The sequence below is a fragment of the Paenibacillus sp. CAA11 genome (assembly GCF_003060825.1).
In the GTDB taxonomy this organism is placed as follows: domain Bacteria; phylum Bacillota; class Bacilli; order Paenibacillales; family Paenibacillaceae; genus Fontibacillus.
This window is the reverse complement of the sequence record NZ_CP028922.1, coordinates 208,136-232,016: the sequence shown is the minus strand read 5'-3', so window position 1 is coordinate 232,016 and position 23,881 is coordinate 208,136. Positions and strand designations below refer to the sequence as shown.

Genomic DNA, 23,881 nt, shown 5'->3' with positions numbered 1-23,881 from the left:
ATCTATTCTCTCCTTAGATCTTGCCTACAAGATCAAGACTTGGCTTCAGAGTTTCTGCGCCTTCCTTCCATTTTGCAGGGCATACTTCACCTGGATGGTTGCGAACGTATTGAGCAGCTTTGATCTTGTCGATCAATGTGCTTGCATCACGTCCGATGCCATCAGCTGTAATTTCAACAGTTTGGATCACGCCATCTGGGTCGATAATGAAGGTTGCACGGTTAGCAACACCTTCTGCCTCGATCAACACGTCAAAGTTACGGGAGATCGTGTGGGAAGGGTCACCAATCATGATGTAAGTTACTTTGCCGATAGCTTCGGAGCTGTCGTGCCAAGCTTTGTGAACGAAATGGGAGTCCGTGGATACGGAGTATACTTCAACACCCAGTTCCTTCAATGTTGCATATTGATCCTGCAAGTCTTCAAGCTCTGTAGGGCAAACGAATGTGAAGTCTGCTGGGTAGAAGCAAACTACACTCCATTTTCCTTTCAGATTTGCTTCAGTAACTTCAATAAATTCACCGTTGTGATATGCTTGTGCTGTAAAAGGGAGTACCTCTGTTCCAATCAATGCCATGGTAACTATACCTCCTAGAAATTTTTGATTCGTTATTAGTATAGAACTTGAAAGACAAGTATTAAACCGTCCTCCGTCCTAAACTTTATTTATAATAATTATTATATGCGAATGAGTCTCATTGTCAAACGACTTCATCAAGTCTTCATAATTTATTTTTCGATGCTTCCCCCTCCTCATGAATCCTAAACTGTATTGAAATAAACTTCTCGATTGATGGCAAAATATCCTCTAATTTCAGCAGCTGTTCAATATCATATACACCCGGTGAGGATCGTATTCCGCTAATGATCTGTCGCTGGCAGCTGCTGCTGCAGCCCCAGCTGTCCTTTCCCCCCTCGTCTAGCCTTGCACGATACATTCTGCGTGAGTGAGGGGCTCGCTCCTTTCCCCGTGTGCATCAAGTTTTAGAGCAAATAAGTCACTTCCCACGGGTTATTGACAAAGGTCCGTTTACAGTTGTAAACTTTAGGGCATCGATCGATTACGCTTGTAAATTTTAATTGGAGGATTTAGTATGCCGCAAATTCCACGGATATCCGAAAGCGAATGGGATGTGATGAAGATTTTTTGGCAAATATCACCAGCCACAGCAAATGACGTCATTGCCGCTCTAAGTGATGATAAAGACTGGAAGCCAGCAACCATTAAGACCTTGATCAATCGTCTGCTGAAGAAGAAGGCACTGGACTTTTACAAGGAAGGAAAGACCTACTACTACACCCCTCTTGTATCAGAAGAGGAATGTGTCAGAGCAGAAAGTGCATCGTTTCTACAGCGGCTATTCGGAGGCGCGCTTAAGCCGATGTTTGCGCAATTTTTGAAAGAGGAGCGGCTCACCGAGGAAGAAATTAAGGAACTCAAGCAAATTCTCGACAATAAGAAGGATAGGCAATGAATATGGCAGTGACTGCTGTGATGACTGCTCAGTTGCGGATTCCCCACTTGGTGAACTGGCTGTTCGAAACCTCGGTCATGGTCAGTATCCTGGTTGGCTTGGTGCTGCTTCTTAAATGGACACTAAAGACTAGGCTTCCGGTGAAGTGGCAGTATGCACTATGGCTGGTCGTCCTCCTTCGGGCTTTGCTTCCGTGGGTCCCTGAAAGCTCAATCAGCATCTACAATCTGTTCTCCGTTTCCGAGCCAAGCTCTAGGATAGACGCGTGGATGGGGGAAGCAGCGGACAGAGAACTGAAGAGCGCCGGTGAGGCAAAACCAGCAACAGAAGGTACAGTGCCAAGCAGCAACATCGATGTTAGCGGCAACCCAGCATACCGTACAGCGTCAGCAGACGCACAGGTAGAGTCGGCGAACCCTTCATCCCATCATCACGTCGAGTTAACTACAGCAGATATCACCTATGTTGTCCTGTTTGGAATATGGCTTATAGGAGCCCTCGCGCTGTCCATTCACCTTATCCGGGTTAACCGGAAATTTACCAGAAGTATGGTTAATGGCTCTTCTGACACGACCAACCCAGAGCTTCTGAAGCTGCTTCAGTCTTGTAAAGACAAGCTGGGCATTCGACGTTCAATCTCGCTGCGGATGACAAGGCAAGGTGTTGGCCCGGCACTGCACGGACTGTGGTCACCGAGCATCTTGCTGCCCACGACCCTCGTGGACAAATTCTCAGCGAATGAAATCAAGTATATCTTCCTCCATGAACTGGTTCATCACAAAAGAAAGGATATTGCCTTCAACTGGGCCATGACGATTTTTCTAATCATTCACTGGTTCAATCCGATCTTATGGTACGCCTATCGCAAAATGCGAGAGGATCAGGAGCTGTCGTGCGACGCCAAGACGGTTTCGTATATCGATCCGGATGAAGCAAGGCAATATGGATACACCCTCATCAAGCTGCTCGAAACCTTGGCGGGAAGGCCGCCGGGGCTGCTTGCTGCCGCCTATTTTTCCAAGAACCGCCGGGAAATCAAAAGGAGAATTACGATGATTGCGTTATTTAAAAAATCTTCAGTAAAACGAACGGCCCTAAGCCTTATCATCATCGCGATAATTGTGGGCATTACTCTAACCAACGCCAAGGTGGAGGGCGATGATAAAGCCGCATCAGCTTCCGTCTCTACCGAGGCTGATATGAAGGATTGGATGGGATACGACGATTACATGACTTCCAAGCAACTGGGCCTCGTCACCCATCCGAACATTAAATTAGAGAATAAGGGATATCGATTTGAAATTGAAAATGTGATGGTCGACAATTCGCGGATCGTGATCATCGCTAAGCATTTTGGTCCGGACGGCCAGTTCCTCCATTCTCCGCTTGAGGATGGCGGCATCTATATCAAGGATCCGGCCGGTAACGTGGTTGCTAGTCCAGCAACCTCATTAGGAGGCGTAAGTCCAAACTTTGAGGAATATGTATTCCTGTTCACAGACACGCCGCCAGATCAGATTATCGTCCAGGGTAAAGCGGATCATATTTGGGCGACTAAGAAGGACAGTATGAAGCGCGAAAAAGTCGGGGTAAAATGGGATTTTGAGTTCACTCTTGATATGGCCCAAGCCAAAAAGTTGGGAAATAAAGAGGAGCTGAGCGTGAGCTATACTACGCCGGAAGGGCTGCAGATGGGGATGAAGCAGTTTTTTCGGACCCCGAACGGATTGCGACTGGATATCGATCTAAGCCTAAATGAAGCACTGGCTAGACGGGTCGGCCCGGACTGGAGACGCTATGTTACGCTTTGGTATCATCTCGAAACCGACGATCCCCAGGAGAAGGTGAAGTATTTTGGCGATAGTTCCCGCCCCTTCGAAGTTAGACAAGTATACAACCCTAACTCAAGTGTGGTCCATTGGTCCAGAACATGGTTAACAAAAATAGTATCACCAGAGCTCAAACACGTCCGGTTTGTACTTGATGGGTACAGTCTGCCGATAAACCAAGAGGCTTCGGTTAAAATTGACCTGGCCAAGCTACTAAAGCAGCCTGTCGTATTTGAAGATGCAGGGGACAAGATTACCCTGAAGAAGCAGCGTGTTGAAACAGATCCTGATACGGGGACAAGGAACCTCCGCTTAAGCGGTACCGCTTTGTATACAAACGTGGATCATTCAGAGGAATGGGTTGCCCTTGATTCGAAAGGAACCGAGTACTCCGTTCAGCGAGAGGGATATTCACATGCCATGGAAAATGGGGAGAACTTCTGGGATGAATTCAATTTCATAGTAAAAGGTGTACCGGATAACATCTCAACACTAACGCTGAAACGAACCGTTGTAGAGAAGAAGTTCAAAAATGTGAACTGGTCCGTCGATTTACCGTCGTATACCACGTTGCCGTGGAAGAACTAAATATCTCACTTTGTAATAAGGCTCATTCCAACTGATGTATAAGAAGGAATGAGCCTTCATGCATTGGGCCGGCTACTATCAGGAACTCCGGCTGTATGAAACTCTAGGGTTCGATCGGCAGGCTCTCAACAGCGGTAAAAAACACATCCAGCAGCTCTACCTCAAATTTAACTTGTATGTACTCAGTGATTTGACTCAGCTGTTCTTCGCTCTCATACTCCAGGCATGGACGCCCTTCGCTCCACAGCACCCTGCATCCAAATCGATCTTTCAGATGCTCAATAATGTAATCTTGCTCCACGGAATCACGACTAGCTGTCACGTTCCCATGCCTCCTTTTGAGTATTATTATTACTAGCGCTATTATTCAAAATTTAGACATCTGCTTTCCGTGACATTTATCACATCACTAGCCTTAACTGGTGGTGACGATCCTCTGGATCAGCTGCTGCTCAATCCCTGTGACGATGTGGTTTTTTCGGGTACAGATATACTTCTCAATGATGCAGCAGCTATGATCCAGCTCTCTAAATTTGGCTATTCCCAATCTGGCCAGATCGGATTTCGGGATTAAGGTTACCCCCATCCCCAACTGGCACATCTTGATCATAGATTCCAGTGCGGCAATTTCAACAAAGTCTGATCTTGACACGCCGTGCTCTTCCCGTAGAACGTCAAATACCTTCTTATAGTAGCAGTTCTGAGAGGATACGATGAGCTGATCGTGGGCTAAAATCTCCCCAAGAGGCTTATGGATATTCTTGCCGACCAGGACCAATTTCTCGGAACCGTACTTTCTGAAATGAAGCGATCCATGATGCGTTGTCCCGACGAGAAACCCCAGATCAATCACAGCACTTGCAATTTCCTCTTCAATCTTGGAGGCACTTCCCGTTCTAATCGTCACGCCCAGGTTCGGATACTTCTCATATAACTCCTGCATGGCCTCATCAAAGCTCGCAGGGTTCTTGCTGACCATGAGCCCAAGCCTCAGCAGCGGAGCCTCTTCGTGCATCATACTGCGGGTTTCTTCCCACAAGGCCACGATCTTCTTGAACTGTAGGTAGAGCTTCTTCCCCTCTTCGTTCAGTTCCACCCCTCTTGGCCTTCGGTAGAAGAGCTCTCTGCCAAATTCGCCTTCGATTCGCTTGATCTTCGCAGTCATATTCGATTGGAGCTGGTGAAGCTCTCTGGCAGCCGTAGAGATGCTCTGATGTTCTGCCACAGTAATGAAGGCCCTCATATTCTCTATATCCAACTTGTCCCGCCCCTCTCCTATCAAAATAAATGATATCTCCATCAAATATAAACATTATTCATGATATCTACAACGTTTTATACTGCTGTTACCTGCATAAGAGGAGGAAAGCTTCATGAACGATGAACGAATCAAAGTTGGCATTATCGGAGGCTCCCTGCGGAACCGATGGGCCAGCGCCACACATATTCCCGCCCTAATCGAGAGCAAGAACCATCAGATTACGGCTGTTGCTACCACAAATATGGCTTCTGCCCAAGAAGCCGCACGACAGCTTGGAGACATCGAAGCTTACGATCATTATCAGAAAATGCTTGCCTCAGATCACGTAGATATGGTCGTTATCAGCGTCAAAGCTCCGTTTCACAAGGAAATCGTACAAGAGGCGATCCGGGCGAACAAGCACCTTTATTGCGAGTGGCCTCTCGCCGCAGATCACCGCGAAGCTGAGATGATCATGAAGGAGCTCAAGCAGTCTCCCGTCAAGCATGCAATTGGCCTCCAATCCCGCCAGTCTGATGAGGTGAAGCTAGTCAAGCAGATGATAGACCATGACGAGATCGGCAGAATTTTGTCGGTCCATATGAAGGTCTCCACACAGGCCAAGGGCAATTGGGTGGACCAGGCCAGCAGCTATATCCTTGATCGAAGAAATGGAGCGACCCTGCTGAGCATTAATGGAGGACATGCGCTAGATATCGCAACCTACGTTCTCGGCCCATTTACCGAGGTTCAAGCAAGCCATCACAGGCACTATACAGAAGCCCGGCTGACAGATCATGACGGCACCGTCGACAAGAACACCGAAGATCAATACCTCATCCAAGGGAAAATAAAGGGGTATCTCCCCATCAGCGTTCATCTGCAAGGAGGAGCTTATCCGGAGTTTTGCCTGGAGATCCAAGGAGAATGCGGGGTCATCAGACTCACCCAGCCCAAGTCTATCGGCCATCCGCAATATGGCGGGCTTCGTGTCGCATTGGCGAAGTATGATTCATCTCAGAGTATTGCAAGCAGTAAACCTGATGATTTCATCGTAGTTAAGGAGGATGAGTCCAAAGCTCCTTTTACCAATGTATATCGGGCCCACCAGTCTTTTGCGAAGGATATCCTCTGCCATACCCGTGAAACGCCGGATTTTTATGAGGCATGGAAATTGCATCAACTAATCACAGCCATCGAGCGGTCAGCAATTACAGGGGAAAAGGTAAGCATGTAAATCCTAGGCTCCCCTATGCGCACCACGTAGCTATATAAAATGAACTAAAGAAATTAAACTCACAAAAAGGAGCCCCTAAGTCATCTCTCATGACTATCTGGGGCTCCTAAGCTGATTCACCAAATATTGATTATACGAGGGTCTTCTCCATAATATTGTCATCCATCACAAAGCCGCCACCTATATCCGCAACCTGGGTGCGGACGGTCTTAAATCCCTTTTTCTCGTAAACAGCAATCGTAGAATCATTATGCCGGTTGACCGTCAACCAGATGGCCCGCAGACCCCGCTGCTTGCACATATCGACCAGAAGAGTCATCGCCTGACTGGCATATCCATTTCCCCGCTGTGCCTGCAAAACATAGAATTTACTCAGGAACAGCTTGTCTTGTTCTGGCTTAACGCCCACATATCCAACGTTGGTACCGCCTGCATTCAGGAAATAATACTCGTAACCGTCCGACTCCATCTGCTGAGTAATGGCAGGTACGGACTGAAACTTCTCCACCATGTAATCAATTTGCTCCTTAGATATGATACGAATGTAATATTCGTGCCAGATCTCACCCGCCATTTGCGCTAGTGAAGCTACCTGATCTTTTGTCTCTACCTTCTCCAGAGTAAGCTGCATATTCTGCACATCCTTTTCAACAATAAACTTATATGCTCGGTTGCTGCTATGTTAGCATTGTATCTGCTGATTTACAATTCTTCGGCATGGAGGATCAGAGCCAGCGCGAAATTCAGAAAATGGCTTCCTAAGCAACAACTATCTAGGAACTCAGCCTCTTAATTACATAAGAACCCCATAGCTATGCGTTCTTTATCCGCAATCTCGAGCAAAAGCTTGGAAGCTTGGGATAGCTCCAGCGGGTTTCCCGTTCTTCCTGCAAGGTCAATCAAAGAAGAAACGTTAACCCATATTGGAGCGATTTCAGTAAACAGCAAGTATGCCTGTTCTACTTTTGAGTCTCCAAACAGATCCACGCATTCTTTTAGAAAATCTCGATATAGATTCCGAAACAAAGCGCCGCCGGTTCCCGCTCTTTCCATTAATAACGCAGTCAAGCATAGATCATGCTCAAAGTTCTTGCTGCGAGAAGGCCATTTCAGGATTTCATTGCTCATTTTTATAATGCCTTTATTGCCCATATTGCGAATAGGCGGATTCAAATAGTCATATGCATTCTTGGTTAAGGATGAACGTATAGCGGGCAGAAGCGGCGGTTGGGTGCCGATCGGCTCGATCGTAAAGGAACGATTTCTGGAGCTCATGGGTCCCTTTGCGTTTCTAGCCATAGCCAGATGGGCCAAGCTCGTCTTCACAAGTCCTCCCTGTTGTCTAGTATCCGCCATGTAGGCGTATTCGTCATCCATGCCGTATATTACCGCATAGTGGGCTGCAAAGTGCACTTTGTTCGTGAAATAATCCAAATAGTAGGAGTCCAACTTAAGCCCCACCGGAATTCCGCATTCGATGAAGCTCCGTACGTTCTGCCACGCTTTTTCAACGGACGAAGTTTCTTTCGCCTTGATGATGAAGTTGAGCCGGGATGCTAGGCAAGCAGCTAATTCATCCGGCTTTACCCTTCCCCCTATAAAAGGAAAGTCCATCCCCTTCGAATCCCAATAAATAAATCCCAACCCTTGCCCAAGGCCGAATAACATCGGCTCCGATAGTCGGACTCCCGCAAATTGAAGTAAATTGCCTATTGTTGTCGTCTCGCAATGTTCCCCTTGAAAAGGACTGAAACCTTCAATGATATTAGGCATGACCTTACGTCTCCTCCAACAATTCATTGATTATTTTCGTAACAAAAGCTTGCTCACTCTCAATAAGACTCATCGGATGAAGGAAAAGTACCCTTACGTACAGCGGCAAGCGAGTGTGGCCTTGCGATTCGTACTTCTGCCTTATATTTTTTAAAGTTTCCCCAAGAAAATCTAGCCGTTTCCGCAAAGCGTCAATCGCTTCGTCCTTATCGATAAAGGATAAAGCGGCAAGCCCTAGATCGAATCGGTTATCGCGCTCTCGCGAAGAAGATAGGCAGGCGATGATTTCATTCCTCAGCGTAGTCATACCGACTTCCGTTATGACAAATCGGATCGGCATAGGTCCTTTACCGGACTTCTCGCGTGAATCCTCAGACTCGATCAATCCTTTATTGCTCAATTTCTTCAGCCCTGCATAAATCGAAGTCGTACCGATATTCGCCCATTCCCGATAGCCGCGTTGATCGATTAACTTATTAATGTCGTAACCTGACGCTTGATTGCATTCCGCAATAATTTGCAATAGCATAAATTCAACATTCGAAAGCTGGTTCATGGAGAGACTCCTCATCGTTAATATTTCATGCGTGTATTATAACACCACTGTAATATTAGAATCAATCAAGGATTATTCTTAATATTAGAGAAGGAGAGTTCATCCTGCAGGTAGAAGTAGATGTAGAAGTTCATGCAAACTCTAGAGGAGGGCAATGATGGGCAGATTAATTCATTTCGAAATCCATGTGGATGACATGGAGCGTGCCAAGAAGTTCTACGGTGAGGTATTTGGATGGACGTTTCAGGATTGGACTGACTATGCGGGAGTTCCTTATTTCGGAGCTGTAACTGGCGAAGCAAGTGAGCCTGGAGTTAACGGAGCTTTAATGCAGCGCCAAGGCCCTGCTCCAGAACCTGGTCAGGCCGTAAATGGTTACGCATGCACCATGGGAATTGAAGATTATGATTCTACTGAGGCAAAAATCCTTGATCTTGGAGGCAAGGTGGCTGTGGCCAAACATGCTTTGCCCGGAATGGCTTGGCAAGGGTATTACATCGACACAGAAGGCAATATCTTCGGCATTCATCAGCCGGATGAGAACGCGAAATAGCTAGTTTTTTTCAATTAAGATTCATAAACTGCATTACTATAGAAGAGCAAATCCACAATCCTCACAGATTGTGGATTTTTTTAATTTGACCCATGAATGATACTCGCAAGTTCGCCTGAAGACTGCCTGCAGCCAGAAGAAATCCAATAGGTTAGCACACTCCATAACCCGCCGGATCTATAGGCAAGCCTGACAGAGAAAGTTCCGTCCTCAGGGGAAACCTGATGATCTAACCACAAGGTCTTCGGGAACTGATGAAGGGAGTGAATATACTGCGTAGGTGTTAAGATAATGCGTCAAGCTTTCAAATAAGTACTGCACGTAATTAAAATATGAACAACCCCAAAAATAGCACAGGGCACGAGAAGAACATAGTTTCTCATCCAAAGCCCGGCAAAAAAGAAATACAAAGGCGGCATGGCGGCAATCCCTAGGATCAATAACCATGGAGAAACCACCCCACTGTAATAGAAAATCCAAGAAATATAATAGGCTGCCAAAAAAATAATAGCTAGCCAAATATAAAGGCTGCTGCTTTTTCCTTCACCTTTACTGATCAGAACAATCATAAGAATAACGGTGATCATCCCAAACAATCCCTCTATAATATTTAGTATATTATAGGGAGAGCTGTTTTTCGTAAGTACATTATTCGCTGGGGGCGCAAGCTTCCAAATGATATTAGGAAGCAGCTGTAATGCGTATACCAACAGGCCTAACAGAGAAAATTTCAAACTATAGTTACTCATACATCCCCTCCGGATTTTCTCCAAAATAGATTTTCAGCAAATTCAAGTGTTATCCAAATTATACCTCCCTTAGAAGTAAACTACTGTTAATTAAAACATACTACGCAGATCTTCCATCTCCTTTTGAAATAACAAAAAAGCAACCTATTCAGGTCACCTTTTTATCATTCATAGGGGAACGTTAGAGTTGTTTCCCTGTCCAACTGGTTGTCATAAAGTTGCTTCTACCATCCTTGCTTATAGGCTAGTATTCGCTGATACACCGTTCTATCCTTCAGTTTATAAAAATGGGACATTGACGGATAAAGATTGGCTTCAATAATGGAAACACGCCCATGCTGATTGGTTGCAATGTCCAGGCCATAAATACGGTGCCCAGGGAAAAACCTTGCCAATCTCTTAGCGGTAAGAATTGAAACTCCATTAATCTGCGATTCCAAAGCATTGATAGGCAGGTGCCTAATGGATGAATTCCGAATACCCGTACTAAACTTAAGCAATTGCCCCTTACTTCGCGAATTGTTGGAGACAATGTAGCCCTTGCCTGCGACCTTGACTACCTTTGCCGTAACTACCCATTGAGAGGAGTATTGTTTCCGTTGAACGATCACTCTCATATCAAAGGGTCTATTGTTTATGGTCGGGCGATGAATTCTTCGTTGGATCATATATTCGGCAGGACCGATTTTTCCCCGGATATAACGATAGGCATTCCTTCTTCCTCGCCCAACTTTTCTCACGTTTTCATAGTGTATGGCATACCTGTTGTGCCCCAAATAGGAGACTTGAATGACACCTCGGCCGCGGCTCCCCCATACTGGTTTCACAATGACATTATGGTATTTTTGCAAAAGAGCGTTAAAGGAGTGGCCGCTCAACCTCTGAGTTTCGGGCAAATATGGAACGAGGGGACCATAGTTTTTTAAAAACAAATACTTTTTCCATTTATTTTTTGTTAACGATCTCATGGGAGTCCACCTTTCTCATGTTCACTTCGTGTTGCCCAGATAATCTGTTAGCAATTCCAAAAATACCTCGATATCCTTGGACGTGATATCCCCGATATTGGCAATCCGAAACGTCTTCAGTCCATCTAGTTTGCCAGGATAAATCATAATGCCTTTGCTATAAAAATAATCATGCATCGACTCGAAATCAAAACCCGAATAAGGTTCAAGAATGGACGTAATTATCTTGGAGTGATACTCATCAGGGACGAGATAGGTTAATCCCAGCCTCTTTAGGCCGCTGATTAAAGTTTTCCAAGATGCCTTGTATCTTTCGTAACGTTGGGCCACACCTTCCTGCTTTAACTCCTGAATGGCTTGCCTAAGCGCGTACAAGGTCTGTACGGGTGGTGTAAAACGCATCTGTCCCTTTTCAGCAAAATATTGATATTGGGCGTACAGATTCAAATAATAGCTTCTCGGTTTCTTCTCCTTCAAATTTTCTAGTTTACTTTTTTCTGCTATCACAAATGAAACCCCGGGCATCCCCTGCAAATTCTTATTGGAACTCGATGCGAGAAACGAAATGTTCATCTTCTTCATTTGAAGCGGGATGGCGGCAAATGAACTCATCGCATCCACCATCATGTCGATCTGATGCTTTTTACACAATAAGCCGATTTCCTCCACATTGTTCAGCAGACCCGTTGTTGTCTCATGATGTACTACGGCCAGATGAGAAATAATGCGGTCAGAGGATTGGATATACTTCTCTAACGCATCCAAATCAAGAGCGTCATCATAGGGACTCTTGAATTCTAAATAATTGATGCCGTAGACTTCGGCGATCTCGCACATCCGCTTTCCATAAGCGCCATTATTCACAATGATCATGGCGTTATGACCCGGGACGGAACTAATCATGGATTCAACAGCTGCAGTACCTGATCCGCCAAACAGTACCGTCTGATCATGTTCCGGGTCCCCAACCAAATGAGTAAGCTCCGTAGAAATATGCTCCATAATTTCGCCAAACACGGCTTCGCGGGGGCATATATCCGGGACTACCTGGGACCATTTCACACTTTCTGTTGTCGTTGCCGGACCTGGAGTGAGCAAAATATTTCTCTTTACGGCGGGACTCATGAGCCATCCACTTCCTTGATCTCTATGGAATCGATCTGGAGGAACCGCTGTAATCGTTCTTTTACTTCGTAAGGCTTTATAGCCGGACGAGCGAGCTGCTCCTTGGACTGCTTGGATATTTTGATATACAGGAAAGTAAGCCCTTTAGTCTTTTTCCATTCATGCATACAAGCTTCCAATTCTTCGAGGTTATGGGCATGGATCGACTTCGTATAACCGCAGGAAGCGGCGATGTTTACAAAATCAATATTATGGGACACTGTGCTTTGTCCGCCTGTCGATTCGTGAGCATTATTATCGAGCAGAATATGAATCATATTGCCAGGGCTGTAGTACCCATTTGTCGCCAGACTTCCCATGCGCATTAATAAAGAGCCATCTCCGTCAATCACCACAATATTTTTGTCAGGCTGACTTAGGGCGAGTCCAAGTCCGAAGGAACTAATGCATCCCATAGAGCCCACCATATACAAATTGTTGGCGGAATCTTCAATTTCATAGAGCTCTCGTCCTGTTTTGCCGGTGGTTGCAAGCTGTACCGTCTCCTTGTCCTTGACCGAATTGATCACAGCTAATGCCTCATGCCGTGTAGGCCTCTGATTGTCTTTATACACACGACGAATAATCTCGTTTGAATGAATGAGGTTTTGCTGCTTTTTCAAAGGTTCTGTATCGAAGGTCCCTTTCTTAACCACAAAGAAGAAGGGCCGATTCTGCGCAACCAGCTCATCGGCTTGAATCAGCTGCTTCTGGGCCTCTTCCAAATCCCTGGAGAGATACTGCCACTCCACGTCCATTAATTCCAGCATTTGCGTCGTGACCTTGCCCATAAGTTCATGTTGAGGCTCGTCAGGGACACCTGGCTCTCCGCGAAGGCTGACAAATCCAAGCAGCGGAATACGAAAAGGGTAGTTCAGGGAGGATAGCGGTGAAATCGCGTTGGTGAGACCTGAATTTTGCATAAGCACAACCGACTTCTGCCCTCCTAGATAAGCAGCAGATGCGATAGCAACGGCATCCCCCTCGTTGGCCGCGGCCACATAATCATATTCATTAATCGCATAATTGATTAAATTTTTCAGGTAAGAGCAGGGCACTCCGCTGTAGAAGGTATATCCTAATTGTCTGAGATTTTCTCCAAAAATTCCTGTGTCCATTACATCTCCCCGTTCGAGCCGGGGCTGGATGCCGGGAGATATTTCTGTTCGGCAGCCTTCAGTTCTTCTGCCCCTTGGAGCCTAAACACTTCTTCTATACTTGCGATATCCTTCTCGATATGGACAAGACTCTCATCCTGATAGATTTTGCGTGACACTTGTTCCATAACCTTAATGGATGACCTCAAGTTGTGGTTGGCCCAAATCACAAGGCTAATCCCCAGCTCTCTAAACTTGGCGGTTGGCGTCAAATAATACTTCGTAGGCACGATCACTACGGGCAATCTTCCCGCCCATTCCTTCATGAACGCCTCAATCTCCATAATATCTGGCCGCTTGCTGTGGATGAGCACTGCATCGGCACCTGCCTTCCGGTATGCTTCCGCTCGCCGCAGCGCCTCGCCGAGTCCTCTCCCTGTAATAAATGCCTCTACTCTAGCTACAACCATAAAATCATCGTCGGTCTGCGTATCTTTCATCGCCTTGATTTTTCCGCAAAATTCCTCGATATCCGCCATAGGCTGTAATTGGCCGCTTATGAAAGAATTCATTTTAGGAAATTGCTTATCTTCTATACAAACCCCTGCAATATCCCGCTGCTCCAGCTTTTTGACCAGGCGCCTAGCATTATTAAAGTTACCGTATCCTGTATCTCCATCCAGCAGAATCGGAATGGACGTCGCATCGCTCATAAATTCCAATACATCCAAGACCTGTGTCCAAGAGGCCTCGTTATTATCTCTTACTCCCATCGCCGCAGAGATCGATAATCCACTGGCCCAAATCCCCTTAAAGCCTGCCTCCTCAACGATTTTGGCAGACAGTCCATTATGGGCTTCCATGATAAATCCAAGCTTTTCGGATTCAATCAGGTTTCTAAGCTCCTTTGTTTTTTTCATTAAAACTCTGCTCCTTGCCTATAAAGTGAACAATACGAGGCTTATATCCCGATGAGTCGTTTGTTATGCATAATCGTTCTGATCATGGTGTGATCGGAGAGTTGAGTAAACAACATATGGCCCGGATGTGAATTAGCTTCAATGATCCAAATCCGGCCATTCTTGTCTATAGCAAGATCAACTCCTAATTCATGAATGGGATGACTCCTATTCACGGTTCGGGCAACAGTGATGGATATATTTTTTATTTTTTGATGATAGGCATCCACTTTCGCTTGATTATTCTGAAACAGACTTAAGAGGACCCTCTGCAAAGATTCTGCATGCCCCCCCTTATGGTAATTGGTCACAAATTTATGGGGTGCGGCAATACGTGCGGCTACACCCGCAATCATCCAAGTTTGTTTTGGCTTTTGCAGGTATACACGGATATCAAAGATCGTTCCATGATACTTCTCTAATCGCAGACCTTTCTGCACCAAATAGCGATGCTTTGGTTTCCGAAATGAATGAATTGCTCTTAAAACGGAGGACGGTCCAACAACTTTCCGGCTTGAACCACACCGAACCTCATACCCCCTTCTTAATCTCCTGACACGGATGATTCCACTCCCACCACTCCCATGGTTAGGTTTTATAAAGAGGGAGGAGTGGACCTTCAGCATCCTTAAAATCCTGGAATTCGTCGCCCAGTGAGTTTCAGGTAAATGTGGACGTAAACCAGGGATACTTAGCATCTCCCTGTACTTTTTCATTTTCCCAATTGTCAACGATATCACCCTACCCTCTTGGGATTTTAGATATAGAGAGCATATTCATGAGACTTCTCCGCTGTATAGACAAATCCCCATGAAGAAAAATTTAAAAGGCTGCTGTCAGAAGCAATCGCCGTCATCTGAACGCAGTACTAGCTGCAGTCCGGAAAAGAAGACAAAAAAAAAGCACTCACGGTGCTATGGATGGTGGCAGAATGAATTGAGCATATAAATGTCCCTTCAATGAAAACCAAAAAACCACAGATGAAGGCCAAACAGCCCTGTAGCGAGCCCTTTCTTCACTTCTAATTCTTCACTGATAAGGATATTAAAATATACCTCGATTTCTTATTCTCTGTAATCTTTTTAATAACGGCTTCTACCCAGCTATAAGGATCAGCATATAATTCACCATAAACTTCAAACGTACTGGATCCCATATCATATACATTAATTACCTTAACGTAATCAACCGGATCCCCGGATGCTCCATCAAACACGTAGCCTTTTCCATTGAACTTAATTCCTTGTATAGATTTGTGACTTTTAAATTTAATATTGAAAAACTTCTTTATCGACTGCTCGATCTTGGCTTTAGAAATAAACAGGTGACCACCACTATAGTTTGAAATTGTGGAGTTGAAATTATTTACAAAGTTATGCCATACTCCGAAATAAATTAAATCTGCATCTTTTAAATTGTTCGAGTTTAAACGCTCTATATGTAATTCAGTAAAATTACTTAAGAAGGTTCCAATTTTCTTCATTTCTGTATTTGCAATAGTGACTTCTTTTACTAGCTTGAAAGTACCCTTTGGGAATGAATTTACCGATGTTTCCTTTCCAGTCCAAGTTATTTTAACACCGTTATTTAATGCTTGAATGCTTAGTTGCCCATTATTATACTCATCTTTATATTTTAGAGTTGCCTGTCCCTACGCCCCATTATAACTACTCGCTGCAGCCACTTTTGAGGTCATACTTAACTGTGTACTGTTCAAAAATAGCAGACATAAGAACAAAGAAATTAACCTTTTTCTCAATTTAATACCCCCACATATAATGTAATCAGTTACCTGGATTATTTTTACGATTACTAGGTTTAAAATAAGAAAGGAACTGAAATTATCAATTCAATGAAGAAGGAACGGATGCTTGTTTATTTTTCTTCAGAATGTTCTTTCAAAATATGAGAAATTGTTTATAACAGATGTAAGTTTTTAGCAATGTCTATAACAAACTCCACGGCGTATTCACGCTCCATATGAGGGCGAGTTTGTCTTTGTCTTAAGTGCAGAGGGCGGTTTATTTCTTTGGGAATCAGCAAGATTGTAGGAGAAGGATCATGTCCTATGCCGTTCAAAACCTCACTTAATCCCCGTTATCCCCGCCACCGCTTGTCGAAAGGAGCTGCGCGCATAGCAGCGATATACTGTAATATGCAGAAGAAGGAAGATAGATACGGTTACAGCGGCACTGGCCAGGCCGATTAGGCCGTAGCCGTAAGAGCTGTTGATATAATAGCTGTACGCGATCGTTAGAACTGCAGCATAAACAAATGGGACGCCAAAAATTACGCGGAGTTTTCGATCAATCATCGTCCTCAGTTCCCCGTCCAACAATCCAATTCGATATAAGCCCTGGTACCGCTTGTTGTCACTCATAGATTCCATCTTCAATTTGAAGTGAATCATAGCGATCGCGGAGAAATATAACAACAAGCAGGCATACAACACGGCAAATGTTAAGAAATTGGAGCTTTGCTGCGCGGTTCGGTAAGCCGCTATTCGGGAGCTAATCTGATAAAAACGATCCTGCGGATCGCCCCCATTCTGTTCGTGCAGCTTCTTCGCTACATCCTCTACAACGCCCTTCGAATGCCTCCAGTCGGCGAAATGATAAGCATGCAGCAACCCGCTGATTTTATAGCTGTCACTATGCGAGGCAATCCATGAATAGTCCTGCGAGTTGACCACCAAAATCCGGCCGGATATACTGCCCACCTGTCCAAACAAGGGGTCCGTTACCGTATCCTGAACAGAAAAAGACCTAGCCCCTTCGGATGAATCCATCCGGAAATCAGCAATATTCCTATCCGTCACATGTTCATACCCATCGTTGACATCATACGGATATACATAGAGGACCGAGCCTTTCTGAACCTTGTAGCTTTTTGCCAACAGCTTGTTGATATCCGCAACGTCGAAGACCGTGTAGGCATTATTCCTGACGAATTTTATGCTGTCCTCCCGGACTACCCGATTATCATGAGCTTCTGCAATTTTCTGGACTTCATGATCTCCCAACGGCCGGTAGCTGCCTTCAATCTCCGTATAAACCATATGGTACGGATGGTAAGTAACCGCGTTACGCGTAAAGTTGGGGTAGGTTACCAGACTGAACATGATAAAGAACAGGATGGCAAAGAATATCCAGCTCGTCACAAAAAAAATGGTTCGGTTCTTGCGATAATAATATTTCATGTCCGACAGCAGAAAGAGCCGCTTTAGATACGGCTTAGGGTGCTTGCGCTTGAAGTAATCAATCAATGCACTCCCGTTGAAAAAAATCAGCAGCGAGCCCAGCACGCACACCAGCAAGCTGACGAACCAAATATTGCTCTGAATATGATAAAAGAAAAACATAATGGTAAAGGAAGCCACCGTTAACCCTGCACCGACTACGCACAGCCAGACCCTGGCATGTCCACCGTTCTCCGTTCTATCGGTATATTTGATTTTCTCTAATATGCTGCTCTTCAGCATGCCTAGCAGATTAACGGCCAACGACAGCATGAATATGCCTCCCGCGTACAGCGCTGTCAGTTTATAGGCTGTGAGAGAGACCGTCATCGGGATGCCGTAAATTCCAATTCCATACCGGATAAATCTCCAGAAGAACAACAACAGCAGGGTACCCGCGCCCAGTCCGCATACCAGAAAGAAAATGCACAGCACCAGGTTCTCGATCAGAACCTGAACTCTTGCCTCGTTCTCCGTCATGCCAAGCGTCAGCAATATGCCGTACTCTTTAGACCTAACCTTCATAAATACACTGTGGGTGTAGGGAATAAACAGACAGCTGAACAGGACGACCAGCGCCGTCGGAGCATATATATTGCTCGAAATCATGGAATCGACTAGGGTAGGGTTTTTAAAGGATTTATTGACAGAAATGGCGATAAAGCTATATAGAATCGCAACCGACGCCAAATTGCACAGGATAAACAGACGGTATTGCTGAATGTTCGCCTTGAACATTTTGAGAGCGAGCGTTCTCATACGCGGCCTCTTTGCAGCACATCCAGAATTCGATTCATAAACTTCTCCTTATCGTCGCTTTGCCTGCGGATCTCACCCAGCACGGAACCGTCTTGCAAGAAGATCACCCTCTGACAGTGGCGGGCGGAGAAAGGATCATGCGTCACCATGAGAATACTCGCCTCACGGGTCTGATGGATCAGCTCGAAATAGGACAGGACCTTCTCGGAGGACTGAGAATCCAGATTTCCCGTAGGCTCATCGGCAAACACAATCTCGGGATCATTGATAATCGCGCGGCAGATGGCCGCCCTCTGCTGCTGCCCGCCGGAAATCTCATATGGATATTGATCAAGAATCGACCCGATATCCAGCATCTCCGCCAGACGCTCTATCTCCGCCTCCCCCCCCTCCAATTTCTCCGTATTCTTGTCCAGAATCAGCGGAACCAGGATGTTCTCTCGAACCGTCAAGCTGTTCAGCAGATTGAAATCCTGAAATACCATGCCGATATGGTTCCTCCGAAACAAGGAGAGCTCGTTCTTCTTCATCTCACAGATATTGCAGCCGCCGATGAGAATCTCCCCTTCATCGCATTTGTCGATGCCGGATGCCACGTTTAATAAAGTCGTTTTCCCGCTGCCCGAGGTTCCCATGATCCCCACAAACTCGTTGTTTCCCAGGACCATATCCACATGGTTCAGAGCCATGGTATTACGGTTCCCGTGAATCCGATACTGCTTGGCAACCTGCTTCATTTCCAAAGCGTTCATAACCATCATCCTTCATGCTAATAGATTTAGGATTGCTTGATAGGCCTTTAGCTTAATTTATACACTGAATAGAAACTGCCGCCTTCTGAGTATTGGAATTAACTGCCTAATTTGCAGCAATTATCTTCCTCCTTATTCTACTTGTCAATACAATTTCATACATAATCACGCTGCAGCTAGTCACTCACCTATAGGCATCTGCATACGATGAAGAAAATGAATGAATCTGAATTGGAGGTCAAGACCATGAGCTTACAACAGCAGGGACAACAAGAACAAACAACACTATATCAAATGGACCCAGCTACTATGCATAACTTAAAATCCATTCAAGACCACATGGCAAGTATATGTAAAATCCATGTTAATAAACTTGTTCGAGTGGAAACCGTAGATGGTGATGTTTTTGAAGGATTACTTATTCACAGCGAAAGAGGAATTTTGTACTTAAGATTACCAAGCCAGATGGCTAGTCGAGGCTTTGTTCCTGGTTTCCAAAGTGGTTATGTTTTACCCCTAGTGCTGTTCAATTTACTCACCATTTCATTGTTATAGGCCTAATCAATCCTAAAAGGAGTGAAGTCTTATGTCATTCATACCGCCTCAAGGACCACAAGGAACACAGCAGCCCCCCTCCTCGCCTCCTCCAGCATTTACACCACCACAGCCCGCTGCTACAGCATTCGCCATTGATCCCGGAGCTATTGTCGGTTGTTTATTCCGCAACACCTATGTGTGGCTGAGAAATGGGAACTCATTCTGGTTCTTCCCAACCTTTGTAGGGCGTACATCCGTTGCAGGTTTTCGATGGACCGGTCGAATATGGGTATTTACTGGAGTCGATCTCAGAAGCATTGTGTCATTTACTTGTTTTTAGAGGGAAACATAACAAACCCAGCACCGATAAGGTGCTGGGTTGTTGTTTTCTAAAAAAAGAAAGGCCAGTTGAAGGCTTTTGTTGCAGACTTGAGGATGTCGTACTCGACTTCAGAGAAACCCGAAGACTTAGAGCAGAAGTGGTTTACCCAGCCCCGTCGAGTCCAAGGAAGCGATAATGGACACAAAGTGGTGGAACTCCAAAAAAACCGCAAGCGTAAGGGATTTCTCCCTAAAGCTCGCGGTTCCTTCATACTAGTGGCAGCAACTTCAGCTATCTTAAATTAATAGTGGCCTTGTCTTTATCTTTTGCAAGCTTTAGAATCAAACCATCCTTTGATTTAGATACTTCGTCAGGAACTTCTATTACAACAAATCCAGTTTTTGAAGATAGTGGCTTAATACTTTCTTTGCCAAAGTCTTTATCTATCATCGTGATCGTATATTTATACTCATACTTGTCTTTAAATATTGCCTTCATTTCGACTCCGCCAATCATTGACGTAAAGTTGTCTGCTTCCGTTCCTTCATTAGTAACTGTATAATTTAAAATTAAAAATTTATTGCCCTCATCAGCACTAGAAGAAAAGTATTTATCACTGACTTTTTGATTGAACTCAAAGGAGTTAAGAACAACTTTCCAATTGCCTAGATTGAACTTGTCCCCTACTTTGTAGACAGCCTCTTTCTGCTCTTCAGGTTCCTTAGCCGGTTCTGCTTTAACAGCATCACCTGTTTGCTCATTATTTACGTTCTTTACAGTGCCTTGATCCTTTACAGAAGTATTAGCATTCTGCTTTCCTGTTGATGTAGATGTGGCATCGCCACATGCAGTAACCAGTAATAACAGTGCCAAAGTTAAAATCCCTAAACTAGTCTTTCTCAAAACTATCTCCCCCTTTTCTACATATTACCACATACTATGATTTCTTTTGATTTTTAAGTTTCATTTTTTTAACATTTTTTCTACCCTTAGACCTAGTTTTTTGAGTCACTACTTTACCGTATTATTTCTACTTCCTATTTCATCAAATATAAAGGTTTCTCTGGCACTACCGTGGTAGGGATTATGTCACATCTCGGCCAAGAAAAAATATGTATTCCTTTTCAGTTAATTAATAATGAAATTCTTTGCTTATAAAATTAATTATCCGCCCTCGCATTAGGTGCCATGGATAGCTCATAAATTCCCTTTAAAATTAATCGGGATCAAGGGTTTAACTCAATACTGAACCCCATTCACTTTCGAGGAATTGACCGAAATTATTAGAGGGCATTGGCAACTTTTAATTTCCAAGATGCAAAAAGCGACCAATCACGGTCGCTTTTTCTCATCCTACCTATGAAGGTGAGGGGAGTCGAACTCTCGTCCTTGATTTTTTACCCCATCGCAGCTTCTGTTACTAAATCCTGACAGACTCTTACTGCCACCATTTATTCTCTTCCATTGTTTTGGTCTACAGTTTTTCTACAAAGTCACACAGGAGTTTTAAAAATTTCATCCCTTTAAGTGAGCAACTCTTTTATAGTTGAAATCCAGCGTTTTACTTCTAAGCGCTCTTCGCTTCTAAGGCAAGCAAGACCGTAGACCACTTCTTCAGTATAGCTTAAAGGAACAACGGCGATCTCGCTGTCCTCCCCAATCACAAAGTTCGGCAGAACCGAAACGCCAAGATCACTTTTTATCATGGTATGCACTGTATTTATGGTATCTCCATAGGTATAAATGGAATCAGGACAATTCTCCGTAATTTTCTTGTTCATCCTTTTTAGAGTAGGGGGGGATTGGTGCTCGTCAAATAAAATGATCGATTGATGATTTAATTGTTCGATGTCCAGCACACTTTCATTCGCGAAAGGATGATTTTGGGGCAATACACAAACATAGAACCCTTGAAGTACCGGATAAAAACAAAAATCGATGTCCTTTCCTAAATTATCATCCGAAGTAAATATGACGTCAAACTTTTGGTTTAATAAGTCTTCTTTCTCTCTAGTCAAATTAGACTTTTTCAACTGAATTTGAATCTGCGGGTATTTTTCCTTAAATCGCCTAATCATGTCCGGCAAAACTTTCTTCTCAAAAACAGTCTCCGTGTATCCGATAACCAAAGTGCTTTCGTATTTCTCCGATAGCAGTTTTGCTTTCTTAATCGATTGGTCTAATCTAAACAGAAGTCCTTCCATATCTTCGTAAAAACTATTGCCGGCTAAAGTCAAATTAACAGTCCTTTTGTTGCGAACAAATAAAATGATTCCCAGCTCATTTTCTAAACTTTTTATGTTATGGCTTACAGCAGGTTGTGTCAAATTTAACTTCTCAGCTGTTGTTGAAAAATTCAGGGTCTCGGCAAGAGAAACAAAGCACTTTAATTGCTGAATATTCATTTAAAACATCCTTTTAATAATAAATCTTTTTTATAAATCATAACATAGGGTAATTTCACTCTAGTGTCAACCTATGCTATTCTTACCTTGTGAAATAAATCACTAGGGAAGAAGGAATAAACATGCGTTATATTATAACAGGCGTAGATGGTCAACTAGCAAGCCGTGTGGCGGAAACGGTGCTCGCAGAAGTAGATGGCCGCAATTTAACCTTCACATGCATGAAGAAAGACAGAATTCCCCAAGACACGGTTCAACGTTGGGAGAATGCGGGAGTCAAAATCTTTGAAATCAATTACGATGACATTCCATCCATGGAACGGGCTTTCAAAGATGGTGACCGTATCTATATTGTCTCTGGCCTTGAAGTAGGCAGAAGAGTCGAACAACACAAAAATGCGATTGATACGGCAATCAAAGCAGGAATCTCTCACATTACGTATAGTTCATTTATAGGTGCAACAGATCCTAATTACGCTCACGTTTTTGTAACTCCAGACCATACAGCAACTGAAAACTACTTAAAGTCAACAGGTATTGCTTACAATGCAATGAGAAATAACTTATATTTAGAAAACTATCTGACGATGTATACGATGTTGGCACTCATGTCCGACAATAAATGGCTAAGCACTGCCGGTGAAGAACGAGCTACTTTAGTTCACAAAGATGATTGCGCAAGGGCAGCAGCCGCAGCCCTACTCGGAAAAGGTAAAGACAACGAGGCTTATAATATCGTAGGATCAGAATCTGTTTCCGTAAGGGATCTGTGCAACCTCATTAAAGAAGTTTCAGGTAGAGACCTGGAATATATTCCTGTAGATGCGGAGCAATATTATAAACACCTAGAAAAAATGCACATTCCTAGGGAAATTACCGGAGATTTCTCCCGCTCGCCTGTTCCATTCTGCGGCGATGATCTCGTGACAACCGATGCCAGCATCAAAGAAGGGCTTTTAAACGTTCACTCCAATGCTATTGAGACTTTGACTGGACAAAAGCCAAAAACAGCAAGGGATATTATTGGAAAATATAAATATATTTGGGAGAACAATATCCAAAACTGGCGGGATATGAAATAACATTGTTCATGCAGACAAATATTTAAATAAGGAGAAATCCATATGCAACCGAAAGAAGCTTTAAAAGACTTTGTAGGAAGCCATATGATTTATACTTATGAAATTGGTTGGGAATACGAAATCTACATCAAGAATGACCATACCATTGATTATCGTATCCATAGCGGCATGGTTGCGGGCCGCTGGGTGCGCGACCAGGAAGTTGATATTGTAAAATTAACAGAAGGCGTTTATAAAGTATCATGGACCGAGCCAACAGGGACAGACGTTTCCTTGAACTTTATGCCGAATGAAAAACGAATGCACGGTGTTATTTTCTTCCCAAAATGGGTTCATGAACATCCCGAAATTACGGTTTGTTATCAAAATGATCATCTGGAATTAATGAAAGAAGCGCGCGAAAAATATGAAACTTATCCGAAGTATGTTGTTCCTGAATTTGCCGATATCACATTTTTGGAAAATGCCGGTATTGACAATGAAGAACTCATTTCCAAAGCGCCTTATAAAGGGATGACTGACGACATCCGTGCAGGGAAATTGAAATAAGTAAATCTAAAAACGAATGATCGATATAATTCGGTCAAACTGAAGAAGA

24 protein-coding genes are annotated in these 23,881 nt (G+C 44.1%); 7 read left to right on the top strand and 17 right to left on the bottom strand.

Annotation, left to right across the window (positions count from 1 at the left end; translation table 11 throughout):
• Nucleotides 1-13 precede the first annotated feature (13 nt).
• Nucleotides 14-577, bottom strand: coding sequence for an alkyl hydroperoxide reductase subunit C (gene ahpC / locus DCC85_RS01180; RefSeq protein WP_108463923.1), 564 nt, complete (start codon nt 575-577; stop codon nt 14-16).
• A 517-nt stretch (nt 578-1,094) separates the two neighbouring features.
• Here ahpC and DCC85_RS01170 point away from each other — a divergent pair.
• Nucleotides 1,095-1,475, top strand: coding sequence for a BlaI/MecI/CopY family transcriptional regulator (locus tag DCC85_RS01170; RefSeq protein WP_108463921.1), 381 nt, complete (start codon nt 1,095-1,097; stop codon nt 1,473-1,475).
• Nucleotides 1,472-3,892 (top strand): M56 family metallopeptidase, encoded by a 2,421-nt coding sequence (locus tag DCC85_RS01165; RefSeq protein ID WP_108463920.1) that lies wholly within the window; start codon nt 1,472-1,474, stop codon nt 3,890-3,892. The genes DCC85_RS01170 and DCC85_RS01165 overlap by 4 nt, the downstream gene beginning before the upstream one ends.
• Before the next feature lie 103 nt (nt 3,893-3,995).
• Here the strand turns inward: DCC85_RS01165 and DCC85_RS01160 are convergent, their stop codons facing one another.
• Nucleotides 3,996-4,214, bottom strand: a complete 219-nt coding sequence (locus tag DCC85_RS01160) for a hypothetical protein (protein WP_108463919.1) — start codon at nt 4,212-4,214, stop codon at nt 3,996-3,998.
• 93 nt (nt 4,215-4,307) lie between these two features.
• Complete coding sequence (locus DCC85_RS01155; protein WP_159081729.1) at nt 4,308-5,150, bottom strand: LysR family transcriptional regulator; 843 nt, start codon at nt 5,148-5,150, stop codon at nt 4,308-4,310.
• 115 nt (nt 5,151-5,265) lie between these two features.
• Here DCC85_RS01155 and DCC85_RS01150 point away from each other — a divergent pair, with 115 nt between their 5' ends.
• On the top strand, nt 5,266-6,369 hold the full coding sequence (locus DCC85_RS01150) for a Gfo/Idh/MocA family protein (RefSeq protein ID WP_108463917.1): 1,104 nt from the start codon (nt 5,266-5,268) through the stop codon (nt 6,367-6,369).
• 130 nt (nt 6,370-6,499) lie between these two features.
• Here the strand turns inward: DCC85_RS01150 and DCC85_RS01145 are convergent, their stop codons facing one another.
• The 3 genes from DCC85_RS01145 to DCC85_RS01135 all read right to left on the bottom strand — a co-directional run bounded on the left by DCC85_RS01145 (nt 6,500) and on the right by DCC85_RS01135 (nt 8,698).
• Nucleotides 6,500-7,000 carry a GNAT family N-acetyltransferase gene (locus DCC85_RS01145; RefSeq protein WP_108463916.1) on the bottom strand — a complete coding sequence of 167 codons (501 nt, stop codon included), beginning with the start codon at nt 6,998-7,000 and terminating at the stop codon, nt 6,500-6,502.
• A 158-nt stretch (nt 7,001-7,158) separates the two neighbouring features.
• Nucleotides 7,159-8,142 (bottom strand): BtrH N-terminal domain-containing protein, encoded by a 984-nt coding sequence (locus tag DCC85_RS01140; RefSeq protein WP_108463915.1) that lies wholly within the window; start codon nt 8,140-8,142, stop codon nt 7,159-7,161.
• A gap of 4 nt (nt 8,143-8,146) precedes the next feature.
• The gene (locus DCC85_RS01135; RefSeq protein WP_108463914.1) at nt 8,147-8,698 is read right to left on the bottom strand and encodes a PadR family transcriptional regulator; all 552 of its coding nucleotides are present in this window, start codon (nt 8,696-8,698) and stop codon (nt 8,147-8,149) included.
• A gap of 157 nt (nt 8,699-8,855) precedes the next feature.
• Between DCC85_RS01135 and DCC85_RS01130 the strand changes: the two genes are divergently transcribed.
• Nucleotides 8,856-9,251 (top strand): VOC family protein, encoded by a 396-nt coding sequence (locus DCC85_RS01130; protein WP_108463913.1) that lies wholly within the window; start codon nt 8,856-8,858, stop codon nt 9,249-9,251.
• Nucleotides 9,252-9,547: 296 nt separating this feature from the next.
• On the opposite strand, the gene DCC85_RS01125 is transcribed toward DCC85_RS01130, so the two are convergent.
• The 9 genes from DCC85_RS01125 to DCC85_RS01085 form a co-directional block, all read right to left on the bottom strand.
• Complete coding sequence (locus DCC85_RS01125) at nt 9,548-10,000, bottom strand: hypothetical protein (protein ID WP_108463912.1); 453 nt, start codon at nt 9,998-10,000, stop codon at nt 9,548-9,550.
• A gap of 224 nt (nt 10,001-10,224) precedes the next feature.
• A complete protein-coding gene (locus DCC85_RS01120) occupies nt 10,225-10,968 on the bottom strand; it encodes a YheC/YheD family protein (protein WP_108463911.1) in 744 nt (247 codons plus the stop codon).
• 21 nt (nt 10,969-10,989) lie between these two features.
• Nucleotides 10,990-12,093, bottom strand: a complete 1,104-nt coding sequence (locus DCC85_RS01115) for a 2-aminoethylphosphonate aminotransferase (protein ID WP_108463910.1) — start codon at nt 12,091-12,093, stop codon at nt 10,990-10,992.
• On the bottom strand, nt 12,090-13,250 hold the full coding sequence (gene aepY / locus DCC85_RS01110) for a phosphonopyruvate decarboxylase (protein ID WP_108463909.1): 1,161 nt from the start codon (nt 13,248-13,250) through the stop codon (nt 12,090-12,092). The genes DCC85_RS01115 and aepY overlap by 4 nt, the downstream gene beginning before the upstream one ends.
• Complete coding sequence (gene aepX / locus DCC85_RS01105) at nt 13,250-14,149, bottom strand: phosphoenolpyruvate mutase (RefSeq protein ID WP_108463908.1); 900 nt, start codon at nt 14,147-14,149, stop codon at nt 13,250-13,252. Before aepX ends, aepY begins: the two co-directional genes overlap by 1 nt.
• A gap of 41 nt (nt 14,150-14,190) precedes the next feature.
• Nucleotides 14,191-14,919, bottom strand: a complete 729-nt coding sequence (locus tag DCC85_RS01100) for a YheC/YheD family protein (RefSeq protein ID WP_108463907.1) — start codon at nt 14,917-14,919, stop codon at nt 14,191-14,193.
• Between the two features lie 290 nt (nt 14,920-15,209).
• Nucleotides 15,210-15,671 (bottom strand): hypothetical protein, encoded by a 462-nt coding sequence (locus DCC85_RS01095; protein ID WP_108463906.1) that lies wholly within the window; start codon nt 15,669-15,671, stop codon nt 15,210-15,212.
• A gap of 600 nt (nt 15,672-16,271) precedes the next feature.
• Complete coding sequence (locus DCC85_RS01090; protein WP_108463905.1) at nt 16,272-18,185, bottom strand: FtsX-like permease family protein; 1,914 nt, start codon at nt 18,183-18,185, stop codon at nt 16,272-16,274.
• A complete protein-coding gene (locus DCC85_RS01085) occupies nt 18,182-18,937 on the bottom strand; it encodes an ABC transporter ATP-binding protein (protein WP_108463904.1) in 756 nt (251 codons plus the stop codon). The genes DCC85_RS01090 and DCC85_RS01085 overlap by 4 nt, the downstream gene beginning before the upstream one ends.
• Nucleotides 18,938-19,183: 246 nt before the next feature.
• Between DCC85_RS01085 and DCC85_RS01080 the strand changes: the two genes are divergently transcribed.
• The gene (locus tag DCC85_RS01080) at nt 19,184-19,492 is read left to right on the top strand and encodes a hypothetical protein (RefSeq protein ID WP_108463903.1); all 309 of its coding nucleotides are present in this window, start codon (nt 19,184-19,186) and stop codon (nt 19,490-19,492) included.
• Nucleotides 19,493-20,087: 595 nt separating this feature from the next.
• Here the strand turns inward: DCC85_RS01080 and DCC85_RS01070 are convergent.
• Together DCC85_RS01070 and DCC85_RS01065 are read right to left on the bottom strand one after the other, a co-directional pair.
• Nucleotides 20,088-20,699 (bottom strand): DUF4352 domain-containing protein, encoded by a 612-nt coding sequence (locus DCC85_RS01070; RefSeq protein WP_108463901.1) that lies wholly within the window; start codon nt 20,697-20,699, stop codon nt 20,088-20,090.
• A gap of 620 nt (nt 20,700-21,319) precedes the next feature.
• Complete coding sequence (locus tag DCC85_RS01065; protein WP_108463900.1) at nt 21,320-22,201, bottom strand: LysR family transcriptional regulator; 882 nt, start codon at nt 22,199-22,201, stop codon at nt 21,320-21,322.
• A 122-nt stretch (nt 22,202-22,323) separates the two neighbouring features.
• On the opposite strand from DCC85_RS01065, the gene DCC85_RS01060 reads away from it, so the two are divergent.
• On the top strand, nt 22,324-23,283 hold the full coding sequence (locus tag DCC85_RS01060; protein WP_108463899.1) for an NmrA family NAD(P)-binding protein: 960 nt from the start codon (nt 22,324-22,326) through the stop codon (nt 23,281-23,283).
• A 42-nt stretch (nt 23,284-23,325) separates the two neighbouring features.
• On the top strand, nt 23,326-23,832 hold the full coding sequence (locus tag DCC85_RS01055) for a phenolic acid decarboxylase (RefSeq protein WP_108463898.1): 507 nt from the start codon (nt 23,326-23,328) through the stop codon (nt 23,830-23,832).
• Nucleotides 23,833-23,881: the final 49 nt, after the last annotated feature.